The following is a 12,363-nucleotide window of genomic DNA, read 5'->3' as shown; positions in this document are numbered from 1 at the left end:
CGGTCCATCCCGTTGAAGAAATCGTCACCACCGAGTTCGATCATGCAAGCCGATGCGCTCCTGACCCAGGACGAACTGGATTTTATCCAGGACATGCAGCACTCCCCGCAGTTGAACCTGGCCGACCCGGTGTCGAGCTTGCTGGTCAACGGCGACCATCGCATTCAGTCGTTGCTGACCCGCCTGGTCGCCAACGAGCAGGTCACCCTGCAGGCGCAGTTCAACAACCAGCAGATCAGCTTCCCGCTGCAACTGGTCGAGGATGAGTTCCACGCCCTGCACCTGCAGATCGGCTCACCGGAAATCTACGAAGACGGCCCGATGCTGCGCCCCTGGCGCCTGTCGATGGACCAACCGAGCGCGCTGCTCGATGCCCAGGGCCAGCCCAGCGGCCTGCTGGTACGGGATATTTCCTTCAAGGGCGCGCTGGTGGAGATTCGCGGGCTGGCCCAGGCGCCTTCGCGCTTCGACCTGCATTTCGCCCCCGGCGGCATCCCGGCGATCACCCTGCACGGCAGGCTGCGCCGGCGCATCGGCCCTGAACTGGCCGCCTACGACCTCAGCCGCAGCCCGGCCGAAGAAGTCGAGCGCCTGCGCGAGTACATCCTCCAGGCCCACCGCCAGGCGCACCCGGAACTGCACGCTCAAGTATCGAGCTGACCGGCCAGGTACTGTCGCAAACGCCGCCGCATCAAACCCGCTTCTGCGCCGAGGCACGCCACCGGGCTGCCCGCCAGGCGTTCCTGGGCCCCTTCGGCCGCCTCACCGGCCAACAGCAACGGGCACTGCAGGCCCACCACCAGGCGAGTTAGCCGCTTGGTCAGCTCCACAGAAGGCACATGGTTGGAAAACAGCACCACGGCATCCGGCCCGAGGCGCTCGCTGACCAGCGCCAGTTCTTCCAGCGGTTGCCCTGGCATCAACGTGGTCACCGCCACTTCGTCGCTGGCCAGCAGCAAGCCGTTTACCAGCAACTCCAGCTCCAGGCACAGCCCCGGCAACGGCACCAGTAGCACATGATGGCTGCAACGCTGGCGTGGCAACTGCAAACGGGCGAACACCCGGCCGCGCAGGAACTGGTCGAGAAACAACCACTCGCTAGCCCGGCCAAAGGCCGCCTGCCCTGCCGCCAGGTCGTGCCACACCGGCATGAACACCTCGGCGAACACCTGGTCCAGGCTGAGGGCGGCGAACACCTGGTCGAACAGCCGATCCAGGCCCGCGCTGTCGAAGCGATGCACCGCATCGCGCAAGCGGGCCTGCCAGCCTTTGACGGTGTCGCTCACCAGGGCGTGCTGCGCCACCGCCTGGTCGCGGGCAAGGATGCTGCCGACCTTGCTGACCGCGACACCGCGCTCGAGCCAGCCGAGGATACGGCGGATTTCATCGATGTCGGCCTGCGAATACAGGCGATGCCCGCTTTCGGTGCGGGTAGGCAGGATCAGCCCGTAGCGGCGCTCCCAGGCGCGCAAGGTCACGGCATTGACCCCGGTGAGGCGGGATACTTCGCGGATGGGGAAGAGCTGGTGGTGTTCCACACCGACTTCGACTGGCGAAGTACATCCCTGTTTGTTCATCAGCACTGAGCGGCCTGTGCACGGAAGTTGAACGCGCATTCTACAACGTCAGGATAGACCGCAGGACAACAAGCGTTTGCTACAGGATATTTGCAGAACGCGCCCTGCAGCGGATAATCCGCGCCCGATTCTTGCATGCACGCCTGCGCCGCCCACCACCCCGGGCGCCACAGCCTAGGGGCCAGCTACCCGCCAGCCCCGCCGCCAGGAGATACACGATGTCTACCCCACCCGTCACCTTGCTGGTGTCGCGCCGCGCTGCCCATGGCCGCTACCAGGACCTGCTGGCCTGGCTGCACGAAGGCGAGCAGCTGGCCACCGACTTCCCCGGCTACCTCGGCTCGGGCATCTTCGCCCCGCCCCGTGACAGCGACGAATTCCAGATCATCTTCCGCTTCAGCGACGAACCCACGCTGCACGCCTGGGAACACTCGGCCTCGCGCCGGGCCTGGTTGCAGCGGGGCAATGGCTTGTTCGAACGCCCCAAAGAGAGGCGCGTCAGCGGCATCGACGACTGGTTTGGCACCAACATGGTGCAGAAGCCGCCACGCTGGAAGCAGGCAGTGGCCATCTGGCTGGCGTTCTTCCCGGTGTCGTTGCTGTTCAATGTGCTGTTCGGCCACTGGCTGGCGCCACTGGAGCTACTACCGCGGGTGCTGCTCAGCACCCTGGCCCTGACCCCGCTGATGGTCTACCTGTTCATCCCCCTTTCCACCCGCCTGCTGGCCAGCTGGCTGCACGCCACTCCGGCACCCGGCGCCGCCCTGCGCAGCCGCTGAGGCCGGGGCTACAAGAGGGAAACAGTTCGGGTATGCTGGGCGGCAACGACAGGACAGACAAGTTGACCGCCCGCACATGAACAGCCCCATTCTCATTACCGGAGCCAGCCAGCGCGTCGGGCTGGCCCTGGCACTTGAGCTGGCACAGGCCGGCCACACCGTAGTCAGCGCCAGCCGCAGCGTGCAACCGCAGCCGGCGCACCCGAACATCGTGCAGTTCCAGGCCGACCTGTGCCAGGCGGCCGACCGCCAGGCGCTGATCGATTTTCTGCAGCAGCATTACGACGGCCTGCGTGCGATCATCCACAACGCCTCGCTGTGGCTCGACGACGGCCTGGACAACCTGGACACCATGTTCCGCCTGCATGTCGAAGCGCCCTACCACCTCAACCTGGCCCTGGGCGAGCTGCTGGCCAAGGTGGACAAGGCCGACATCATCCACATCTGCGACGAAACCTCCTCGCGCGGCAGCAAGAGCCACATCGGCTACGCCGCGACCAAGGCCGCGCTGCAGAACATGGTGCTGTCGTTCGCCGAGAAGTACGCGCCCAAGGTGCACGTCAACGGCATCCTGCCCGGCCTGCTGATCCTCAAGGAAGGCGGTGACGAGGCCTATCGCCAGCAGACCCTGAAGAAGGCCCTGCTGGAATTCGAACCCGGCGCCGGGCCGCTGATCGAGACGGTCAAGTACCTGCTCGCCAGCCAGTACAGCACCGGCAGCCAGGTGGTCATCAACGGTGGCCGCCACCTGAAGAACCGCATGACTTGAGAGAAACGCCATGACCCCGCAACAACAACTCGAGCTCGAGGCCGCCGCCTTCCGGCGCCTGGTCGAACACCTGCAAAAGCGCACCGATGTGCAGAACATCGATTTGATGAACCTGTCCGGTTTCTGCCGCAACTGCCTGTCCAAGTGGTACAAGGCCGCCGCCGACGAGCGCCAGCTCGAAATCAGCCTGGACGATGCCCGCGAAGCGGTGTACGGCATGCCCTATGCCGAGTGGAAAGCCCAACACCAGAAAGAAGCCAGCGCCGAGCAGCAAGCGGCGTTCGAAAAAGGAAAACCCCGTGACTGACCTGAACACCCTGCGCGCCAGCCTGGCCAGCGGCCAACATGCCTTCGCCGACACCCTGGCGTTCGTTGCCGCCCACTACAGCTACCAGCCCCAGGCCTTCGATAACGGCGGCGTGGAAAACGCCGCCGGGCAGAACGAAGGCTCGTGCAAGACCTTGGGCCTGGCCCTGCTGGAGGGCCTGAGCGACCAGGAGGCCCTGCTGGCCTTTGGCGAGCATTACCGCGATGTGCAGGCCACGCCCGAAGGCAGTGACCATGGCAATATCCGTGCGCTGATCAAGCATGGCCTGGCAGGTGTGAAATTCGCCGAGCTGCCGCTGTCGCGCAAAGCCTGATATCGCCAGGGCCGCGGCGCGGCCCAATCGCTGGCAAGCCAGCTCCCACAGGTTCAGCGTTGGTCGCTTTTCTGTGTGAGCTGGCTTGCCAGCGATGAGGCAGGTGCAGGCAACATCAGCTGATGATCTGCCCCGGCCCTCCCGCCATCACCCTCCCACACTCAAGCCATTGCAACGCCACCGGCCACAGGCTGTCGCGAAACCGGTCGTGGAAAAACGCAAAATGGCCAATCTCCTCAACCGAGATATCCACAGGCGCGATGCGCAGGTGATGGCGCTCGGCGCCTTGCAAATAACCCAATAGGCGTTCAGTCGCCGCCACGGTGCCGAACGGGTCGTCGGTCAGGCTGATGGCCAGGGTCGCTGCACGCACCCGGGCAAAGGGTGCCTCCTCCAGCCCGCGCCCGCTGGGCCGGTGTTCATAGCGTGGGGTGCGGGTGGTCCAGTCGTGCACCACGCCGGCCGGCGTGTCTTCCATCCAGCCCAGGCGCTTGCCGGGGAAGTAGCCGAACGCACGGGTCAGCAGCGGCATCACCACGTGCCATTTGCCCAGCAACCGCCAGCGCTGGTCGGCGGCGTAATCGCGCCAGTAGGCGAACTGCGCGCCAACCATCAGCACCCGCCGCACCTGCCCGGCAGAGGGCGCCAGGCCCACGGCGCAACCACCGAAGCTGTGCCCCACTACATCCACCGGCTGGCCGGGGAACGCCTGCGCCGCATGCGCCAGCATGGCCTCGAAATCCAGCCGGCCCCAATCGCTCCATGTAGCTTTGAAACCGCGCAAGGAAGGCGGCCGCGATTCGCCGATGCCACGGTAATCGTAGGTCAGCACATCGAAACCCTGGGCGAACAGGTAGTCGGCAAAGCGCGCGTAGTAGCGGCAGCGTACGGAGGTGGCGGCATTGATGATCACCAGCGGGCGCTGGGGGTTGGCCTGGGCGTGGCGCCAGCAGAAGCCACCGAGGCTGTAGCCGTCGGCTGTGGTCTGGCGAAAAGAAGTGGCCGGTTGGGTGAGGCTGCTCATGGCGCGCTTTCCTTTTGTTGTGCGCCAACGCTAGCAAAAAATCTTGTGCCTGTACCGGCCCTATCGCCGGCAAGCCGGCTCCCACAGGTACACAGCAGGCCTTTGGAGGCGATGCTATTGCTGTGGGAGCCGGCTTGCCGGCGATAGGGCCAGCCCGGTTTTGCTTACAGCTCGATGCAGTCGAACTTCACATCGGTGGCCACGTCTTCGTCGTAGTTGACGTCATCGCGCTCGAAGCCGAACAGGTTGAGGAACTGCTTCTTGTAACCGGCGTAGTCGGTCAGCGCGAACAGGTTCTCGGTGGTCACGGTCGGCCACAGGGCCTTGCAGGCACCCTGCACGTCGTCACGCAGTTCCCAGTCGTCCAGGCGCAGGCGGCCTTTTTCGTCGACTTGGGCAGGCTGGCCGTCGGCGCGGAACATGCGCTCGCGGAACATGCGGTCGAGCTGGTCCTGGGTGCCTTCGTGAACGCCCTTCTCCTGCATGATCTTGAAGACCATCGACAGGTACAGCGGCATCACCGGAATGGCCGAGCTGGCCTGGGTCACCACCGACTTGAGCACGGCCACGTTGGCGCCGCCTTTCACGTCTTTGGCCAGCTTCTCGTTCAGGCGCAGTGCGGTTTCGTCCAGGTCCTGCTTGGCCTGGCCCAGGGCGCCGTGCCAGTAGATCGGCCAGGTGATGTCGCTGCCGATGTAGCTGAAGGCCACGGTGCGCGCGCCTTCGGCCAGCACGTCGGCGCCGGCCAGGGCGTCGATCCACAGCTGCCAGTCCTGGCCGCCCATGACGGTGACGGTGTCGGCGATTTCCTGCTCGGTGGCCGGCTCGATGCTGGCCTCGATGATGGTGTCCTTGTTGGTGTCGATGGCCGTCGACTTGTACGGCTCGCCGATCGGCTTGAGCGCGGAGCGGATCAGCTCACCGGTCTGCGGCAGCTTGCGCACCGGCGAGGCCAGCGAGTAGATGACCAGGTCGACCTTGCCGCCCATTTCGTTCTTGATCAGCTCGATGACCTTGGCGCGGGCTTCGTCGGAAAAGGCGTCACCGTTGATCGACTTGCTGTACAGGCCCTCGGCCTTGGCGAACTTGTCGAAGGCGGCAGCGTTGTACCAGCCGGCGGTACCAGGCTTGGTCTCGGTGCCCGGCTTTTCGAAGAACACGCCCAGGGTGTCGGCCTTGAAGCCGAAGGCGGCGGTGATGCGTGCCGCCAGGCCGTAGCCGCTGGAAGCGCCGATGACCAGTACCTTCTTCGGGCCATCCTCGCGCACGCCCAGCTTGCGGGTGGCTTCGATCTGGTCACGGACGTTGAGCTCGCAGCCCTTCGGGTGAGTCGTGGTGCAGATGAAACCGCGAACCTTAGGATGAATGATGGCCAATGTCTGTACCTCGTCAGGTTTATGCTGGGGAAGCGCCGCCAGGGGCGCTTCCGATTGATCAGAGGGTGAGACTACCCCCGCAGGTTATCCGACACATATTACGGGCTGATCGAAGGGATTCAAAACCACCCGCGTCATTCCTGGCCCAGCGCGTCCTTGAGCCATTCGAGAAATTGCCTGGCCAGCGGGTCGCCCTGGCTGTCGCGGTGCACCAGGCAGGCCCAGGCCGGGCCGCGCACCCGCTGCGCCGACAGCGCCTGCAGCAGCCCTTGCTGCACCGCCCGGCGGGCCAGCAGCTGGCTGACCAGGGCAACGCCCAGGCCTTCGCTGGCGGCATCCAGCAGCAGGCCCGGGTCGGAGAAGTTCAGCCCCTTGCCCTGCTGGCCGACATCCTCGCCCCCTTCCAGCTGCCAGTGGCTCCAGTCCATCTCGCGCTCGCCGTGCAGGGTGGTGCGGCCAGGGGCCGTGGCCAGCGAGGGGTGGCAGGCCGGGTAGAGGTGGTCCTGGTGCAGCACGCTGAAGCTGCATTCGGCCTGGGCGCTGAGGTCATCACGGATGGCCAGGTCGATGGTCTCGGTGGCCATGTCGGGCACCTCGAAGCTGGTGAACAGCCACAGGTCGACCTCTGGGCAGCGCTGATGGAAATCGGCCAGGCGCGGCAGCAGCCAATGCCGGGCGAATGCCGGCGTGGTGTTGACCACCAGCTGGTTGGGCTTGCGGTACTGGTCGAGGCGGCGAATGCCCACTGCCAGGTGCTGCAGCAGCGACTGGGTGGTGCTGAGCAGGTCGTGGCCGGCATCGGTCAGGCTGACGCTGCGGCCACTGCGGTAAAACAGCGGCTGCTCCAGGTAGGTTTCCAGGCTGCGGATCTGTTGGCTGATGGCCGACTGGGTGAGGTTCAGCGCCTCAGCCGCCTTGTGGAAGCTGCCCAGCCGCGCGGCCGCTTCGAAGCCTCTGAGGGCATTGAGGGGTGGCCAGTGTTTGAGCATGATCGATAAGCCCTGCTGATCAGATATGCGCTAAATCTATCGTTTGTCGCTGCCGCTTCATAGCCATAGCATGGTCACCAACACCCGCGACGGCGGGCTTCGTTGATAAAAATCCTTAATAGATCGGAGTTCTCTATGGACCTGTCCCTCGACAGCGGCTGGCGCATGCCTGCCGAATGGGCCCGCCACGCTGCCACCTGGATGATCTGGCCGCACAACCAGGCCCTGTGGGAAAGCGGCTGGCAGGTGAGCCTGGCCGACGTGCAGCGCGATTTTGCCCGGGTGGCCGCCGCCATCGCTCGTTTCGAGCCGGTGAAGATGGTCGTCGACCCTGCGGCCGTGGCCAGTGCCCGCGCCCTGTGCGGCAGCAACATCGAACTGATCGAGCTGGCCGTCGATGACAGCTGGTGCCGCGACAGTGGCCCCAGCTTCATCTGCCACCCGCAGCACGGCCTTGCCGGCCTGAGCTGGCGCTTCAACGCCTGGGGCGGCAAATCCGCCCACGGCCTGGACCGCAGCCTGGGCCGACGCATCCTCGACCACCTGGGCCTGGACGGCTTCAGCACCGCCTTGTGCAATGAAGGCGGCGCCATTCACGTGGACGGCGAAGGCACCTTGATCACCACCGAATCGGTGCTGCTCAACCCCAACCGCAACCCCGGCATCAGCAAGGCCGAATTCGAGCGCTGCTTCTCCCGCCACCTGGGCATCCGCAAGACCATCTGGCTGCCCGGCGACCCGCAGTACGTCACCGGCGACATGACCGATGGCCATGTGGACGGCGTGTGCGCCTTCGCCCGCCCCGGCGTGCTGCTGGCCGATGCCACCCATGACCAGGGTTCGGTATACGCCGAAGTGGTGCGGGAAAACCGCCGCGCCCTGGAGCTGGCCAGCGATGCCCAGGGCCGCCGTTTCGAACTGCTCGACTTGTACGAAGCCAGCGCCGCAGTCGACCCGGATGCCGAGGTGTTCTGCGCCTCCTACACCAACTTCTACCTGGCCAACGGCGCAGTCATCATGCCGGCCTATGGTATTGCCGCCGACGACGCTGCCGCCGCGCAGTTGGCCCACGCCTTCCCGGATCGGGAAATCGTGCCGGTGCGCATCGACCATATCGCCCACGGCGGTGGCGGCATCCACTGCATCACCCAGCAGCAACCCGAGGTGCAGCCATGAGCCTGCTGCGCATCGCCACCACGCAGATGCCGTGCAGCTGGAACCTGCCGGACAACCTCGAGCGCGCCGAGCAGCTGGTGCGCCAGGCCGCCGCCCAGGGCGCCCAGGTGATCCTGCTGCAGGAGCTGTTCGCCACGCCCTACTTCTGCATCGAACAGGACCACCGCCACCAGGCCCTGGCCCAGCCCTACGCCGACAGCCCGATCCTGCAGCGCTTCGCCGCGCTGGCCGGCGAGCTGGGCGTGGTGCTGCCGCTGAGCTGGTATGAACGGGCCGGCAATGCCTTCTTCAACTCGCTGACCGTCGCCGATGCCGACGGCCGCCTGCTCGGGGTCTACCGCAAGACCCACATCCCCAACGCCATCGGCTACCAGGAAAAGGAATACTTCAGCCCCGGCGACACCGGCTTCAAGGTCTGGGACACCGCCTTCGGCCGCCTGGGCATCGGCATCTGCTGGGACCAGTGGTTCCCCGAAACCGCGCGCTGCCTGGCGCTGCTGGGTGCCGAGGTGCTGCTGTTCCCCACCGCCATCGGCTCCGAGCCCGGCGCCGCCGAGCTGGACTCGCGCGACCACTGGCAGGTCGCCATGCGCGGCCACGCCGCCGCCAACCTGCTGCCGGTGGTGGCGGCCAACCGTGTCGGCGAGGAAGTCGCCGGCAGCGACCCCGGCCTGTCCATGCGCTTCTACGGCTCGTCGTTCATCTGCGACCACAAGGGCGCGCTGCTGGAACAAGCCGACCGCAACAGCAGCGGCATCTGGCTGCACGACCTGGACCTGGCGCGCATGCGCGAGGACCGCCTGAGCTGGGGCATCTACCGCGACCGGCGCCCGGACATGTACGCGCCGCTGCTGACCCTGGACGGCAACCACTCCCACCTTGCGAGGGCCTGACCATGAAACTGCCACACCTGGCGGCACTCGCCCTGGCCCTGTGCACCGCCCACGCCCAGGCCGAGCAGCCGACGCTGCGCCTGTACAACTGGGCCGACTACTTCGCCGCCGACACGCTCAAGCAGTTCACGGCCGAAACCGGCATCCAGGTGATCTACGACGTGATGGACGGCAGCGAAGTGCTCGAAGCCAAGCTGATGTCCGGGCGCAGCGGCTATGACCTGGTGTTCCCCGGCGACACCGTGGCCGAGCGCCTGATGCGTGCCGGCAGCCTGCAGAAACTGGACCGCAGCCAGCTGCAAGCGCTGGACGACATCGACCCTGGCCTGCGCAAGCTGCATGACCAGTACCCCAAGGCCAGCCAGGCCACGGTGCCCTACACCTGGGGCACCATCGGCCTGACCAGCAATGCCGGGATGATCCGCCAGCGCATGCCCGATGCCCCGCTGGACAACCTCGATTTGCTGTTCAAGCCGGAGCTTGCCGCCAAGTTCGCCGACTGCGGCATCTCGATCATCGACTCGCCCGACGAAGTGCTGGCCGTGGTGCTCAACTACCTGGGCCGCGAACCGCGCAGCGCCAAGCGCGAAGACCTGGCCGCGGCCAGCGAACTGCTCAAGGCGGTACGCCCGTACATCCGCAAGTTCCAGTCGCAGCCGGTGACCGAGCTGGTCAACGAGAACCTGTGCCTGTCGCTGGGCTACAGCGGCGACGTGATCCAGGCCCAGCGCACCGCCGAGGCCGCCGGCAAGCAGCTGGACTTCCAGTACCGCGTGCCGCGCCAGGGCACCACGGTGTGGATGGACACCATGGCGATACCTGCCGATGCCAAGCACCCGGAATACGCCTATCGTTTCATCAACTTCGTCATGCGCCCGCAGAACATGGCCGCGATCAGCAACTTCACCGGTTACCCCACGGCCAGTGCCAAGGCGCGCGAGGCGGTCGAGCCGCGGCTGCGTGACAACCCCGATATCTACCTCGACGAAGCCACCTATGCCCGGCTGATCCCGGGCCGCGACATCCCCCAGGCCGACATGCGCGCGCGCATGCGGGTGTGGACGCGCTTCAAGACTGCACAGGACTGACCCATGCCAAGCCGTAGAACCTTCCTGCAACTGTCACTGGCCGCAGGCCTGGGCGCCAGCCTCGGCTTGCCCCTGGGCCTGGCCCGCGCCGACCAGGCGGGCCGCTGGTTCATGCCCGACGAGGGCGAGCCGCAGCAGCGCGCCTTCATCGCCTTCGCCGCCCAGGACGCCATCTGGGAGGACTTCACCGCCGACGTGCAAGCGGCCCTGGGCCGCATCGCCCAGGCCATTGCCCGCTACCAGCCAGTGACCGTGTTCTGCCGCGAAAGCGAGCGCGCGCTGGCCGAGCGGCACTGCGCCAGCGCCAACACCCAGTTCGTCACCTGCGCGCTGGATGACATCTGGATGCGCGACATCAGCGCCAACTTCGTCGTCGACGAGGGCGATGGGCTGGCCGCGGTGGACTTCAACTTCAACGGCTGGGGCAACAAGCAACGCCACCGCAACGACGCCCAACTGGCCAAGCGGGTGGCCGCCCTGGCCGGCGCGCGCTACCAGCGCAGCGAGCTGGTGGGCGAAGGCGGCGCCATCGAGGTGGACGGCCACGGCACCGGCATCATGACCGAGAGCAGCTGGATCAACGCCAACCGCAACCCCGGCTGGAGCAAGGCCGAAGTCGAAGCCGAACTCAAGAAGCGCCTGGGCCTCGACAAAATCATCTGGCTGCCGGGCATCGCCGGCGAGGACATCACCGATGGCCATGTCGACTTCTATGCCCGCTTCGTGCGGCCGGGCGTGGTGATTGCCAACCTCGACAACGACCCCGAATCCTTCGACTACGAGGTCACGCGCAAGCACCTGGAGATTCTCAAGAAGGCCACCGATGCCGAAGGCCGGGCCTTGCAGGTGCACCTGGTGTCGCCGCCAACGCGCGGGCGGCGCAACAGGTTCAGCAAGAGCGCCGATTTTGCCGCTGGGTACATCAACTACTTCGTCATCAATGGCGCCGTCATCGCCCCGCAGTTCGGCGATGCCCAGGCTGATGAGAAGGCCCGGGCGCTACTGGCCGCGCTGTATCCGGGGCGCGAGATCGTGCAGCTGGACATCGATGCGATCGCCGCAGGTGGCGGGGGCATTCATTGCGTCACCCACCAGTGCCCGGCCTAGCAGGCAGGTCTGGCCTCTTCGCGGGGCAAGCCCGCTCCCACAGGAGCACCACCGGACTCAAGACTTGTGGGGTACCTGTGGGAGCGGGCTTGCCCCGCGAAGAGGCCAGCCCAGGCAAAGCGGCTGCTTCATTCTAAGTGCTCATCAGGCATACGCCGCCGCCCGGTCAGCATCGACAACGGCAGGTTCTCGCGCAACCGCACACTCTCGACGATCGCCGCCAGCACATGCACGCAAACCAGCGCCAACACGGCATCGGCCAGGAAGCTGTGCACCTGCATGGGCCAATCGGCCCCCCATAGCGCGTCAACCTCCTGCGAGGCCCAGCCGGTCAGCCCAAGGCCAGTAATGCCTGCGAGCATCAGCAGCATCACCAGCGCACCAATCGGCGAATGCCCCAAGCGATGGTAGGGCTGGCCCTTGAACAGCGCCCGGGCATGGGCCGCCAGGCGCACAGGGGTTGGCCAGAAATCGGCCCAGCGCGCACTTCGCGGCCCGACGAAGCCCCACACCAGGCGCACCAGCACGCAGCCCAACGCGTAGTAACCGAGCCACTGGTGCCAGTCGTCACCCTCTTCGTTGAAAAAATAATCGGCAAAGAACACGGTGGCGAACGACAGGTGGCACAGGCGCAACAGCGGGTCCCACAGCGTGACGGTCGCGCGTTGCATCATTTGTGGTATTCGGTCTTGACGGCCTTGCCCGAGACCGGGTCATGGTAGATCTCGACCTTCTTGCCCTCCTTGTCGAACCCGTAGATCTCGTAGCAGTTGCCCTTGGTGACCTGGAACTTGTTGATCTTGTAGCCCTGCTCCTTGAGCTGGGCCTGGAATTTTTCCGGGTTTTGCCAGGTGCTCTTGTCGGCGGTGGTGCATTGCGTGGCGGCGAAGGCGGCACTGCTACCCAGCAGCAAGGTGGCGGCAATCAGCATGCGCATGGCGGTG

At 65.9% G+C, this 12,363-nt stretch carries 15 protein-coding genes; 9 read left to right on the top strand and 6 right to left on the bottom strand.

The window, feature by feature from the left end; translation table 11 throughout:
• Positions 1-42 precede the first annotated feature (42 nt).
• Positions 43-660 carry a hypothetical protein gene (locus L6D75_RS23035; protein ID WP_176510877.1) on the top strand — a complete coding sequence of 206 codons (618 nt, stop codon included), beginning with the start codon at positions 43-45 and terminating at the stop codon, positions 658-660.
• On the opposite strand, the gene L6D75_RS23030 is transcribed toward L6D75_RS23035, so the two are convergent.
• Positions 645-1,577, bottom strand: a complete 933-nt coding sequence (locus L6D75_RS23030; RefSeq protein ID WP_176510876.1) for a MerR family transcriptional regulator — start codon at positions 1,575-1,577, stop codon at positions 645-647. The two genes, L6D75_RS23035 and L6D75_RS23030, sit on opposite strands and share 16 nt — an antisense overlap.
• Before the next feature lie 218 nt (positions 1,578-1,795).
• Here L6D75_RS23030 and L6D75_RS23025 point away from each other — a divergent pair, with 218 nt between their 5' ends.
• The 4 genes from L6D75_RS23025 to L6D75_RS23010 all read left to right on the top strand — a co-directional run bounded on the left by L6D75_RS23025 (position 1,796) and on the right by L6D75_RS23010 (position 3,766).
• A complete protein-coding gene (locus L6D75_RS23025; protein WP_176510875.1) occupies positions 1,796-2,356 on the top strand; it encodes a putative antibiotic biosynthesis monooxygenase in 561 nt (186 codons plus the stop codon).
• Between the two features lie 76 nt (positions 2,357-2,432).
• The gene (gene folM / locus L6D75_RS23020; protein ID WP_176510874.1) at positions 2,433-3,125 is read left to right on the top strand and encodes a dihydromonapterin reductase; all 693 of its coding nucleotides are present in this window, start codon (positions 2,433-2,435) and stop codon (positions 3,123-3,125) included.
• A 10-nt stretch (positions 3,126-3,135) separates the two neighbouring features.
• Positions 3,136-3,432 carry a DUF1244 domain-containing protein gene (locus L6D75_RS23015; protein WP_176510873.1) on the top strand — a complete coding sequence of 99 codons (297 nt, stop codon included), beginning with the start codon at positions 3,136-3,138 and terminating at the stop codon, positions 3,430-3,432.
• A complete protein-coding gene (locus tag L6D75_RS23010; protein WP_176510872.1) occupies positions 3,425-3,766 on the top strand; it encodes a HopJ type III effector protein in 342 nt (113 codons plus the stop codon). Before L6D75_RS23015 ends, L6D75_RS23010 begins: the two co-directional genes overlap by 8 nt.
• Positions 3,767-3,881: 115 nt before the next feature.
• On the opposite strand, the gene L6D75_RS23005 is transcribed toward L6D75_RS23010, so the two are convergent.
• From L6D75_RS23005 to L6D75_RS22995, 3 genes are all read right to left on the bottom strand, one after another.
• The gene (locus L6D75_RS23005; RefSeq protein ID WP_176510871.1) at positions 3,882-4,790 is read right to left on the bottom strand and encodes an alpha/beta hydrolase family protein; all 909 of its coding nucleotides are present in this window, start codon (positions 4,788-4,790) and stop codon (positions 3,882-3,884) included.
• A 164-nt stretch (positions 4,791-4,954) separates the two neighbouring features.
• Positions 4,955-6,166, bottom strand: coding sequence for an enoyl-ACP reductase FabV (fabV, locus tag L6D75_RS23000; protein WP_176510870.1), 1,212 nt, complete (start codon positions 6,164-6,166; stop codon positions 4,955-4,957).
• A 134-nt stretch (positions 6,167-6,300) separates the two neighbouring features.
• Entirely contained in the window at positions 6,301-7,155 is an 855-nt protein-coding gene (locus tag L6D75_RS22995) for a LysR substrate-binding domain-containing protein (RefSeq protein WP_176510869.1), read from the bottom strand.
• A gap of 135 nt (positions 7,156-7,290) precedes the next feature.
• Here L6D75_RS22995 and L6D75_RS22990 point away from each other — a divergent pair, with 135 nt between their 5' ends.
• Genes L6D75_RS22990 through L6D75_RS22975 form a run of 4 tightly spaced genes read left to right on the top strand, consistent with a single transcriptional unit; the run spans position 7,291 to position 11,419 of the window.
• Positions 7,291-8,331: an agmatine deiminase family protein gene (locus tag L6D75_RS22990; protein ID WP_176510868.1), complete on the top strand. Its 1,041-nt coding sequence runs from the start codon at positions 7,291-7,293 to the stop codon at positions 8,329-8,331.
• Entirely contained in the window at positions 8,328-9,224 is an 897-nt protein-coding gene (gene aguB / locus L6D75_RS22985) for an N-carbamoylputrescine amidase (RefSeq protein ID WP_176510867.1), read from the top strand. The genes L6D75_RS22990 and aguB overlap by 4 nt, the downstream gene beginning before the upstream one ends.
• A gap of 2 nt (positions 9,225-9,226) precedes the next feature.
• Positions 9,227-10,312 (top strand): extracellular solute-binding protein, encoded by a 1,086-nt coding sequence (locus L6D75_RS22980; RefSeq protein ID WP_176510866.1) that lies wholly within the window; start codon positions 9,227-9,229, stop codon positions 10,310-10,312.
• A gap of 3 nt (positions 10,313-10,315) precedes the next feature.
• Positions 10,316-11,419 (top strand): agmatine deiminase family protein, encoded by a 1,104-nt coding sequence (locus L6D75_RS22975; RefSeq protein WP_176510865.1) that lies wholly within the window; start codon positions 10,316-10,318, stop codon positions 11,417-11,419.
• A gap of 128 nt (positions 11,420-11,547) precedes the next feature.
• On the opposite strand, the gene L6D75_RS22970 is transcribed toward L6D75_RS22975, so the two are convergent.
• Positions 11,548-12,090 (bottom strand): cytochrome b/b6 domain-containing protein, encoded by a 543-nt coding sequence (locus L6D75_RS22970; RefSeq protein WP_176510904.1) that lies wholly within the window; start codon positions 12,088-12,090, stop codon positions 11,548-11,550.
• Positions 12,090-12,356, bottom strand: a complete 267-nt coding sequence (locus tag L6D75_RS22965; RefSeq protein WP_176510864.1) for a PepSY domain-containing protein — start codon at positions 12,354-12,356, stop codon at positions 12,090-12,092. The genes L6D75_RS22970 and L6D75_RS22965 overlap by 1 nt, the downstream gene beginning before the upstream one ends.
• Positions 12,357-12,363 lie beyond the last annotated feature (7 nt).

It is taken from the genome of Pseudomonas faucium (assembly GCF_021602585.1).
Lineage (GTDB): Bacteria > Pseudomonadota > Gammaproteobacteria > Pseudomonadales > Pseudomonadaceae > Aquipseudomonas > Aquipseudomonas faucium.
This window is presented reverse-complemented; position numbering and strand designations above follow the sequence as displayed.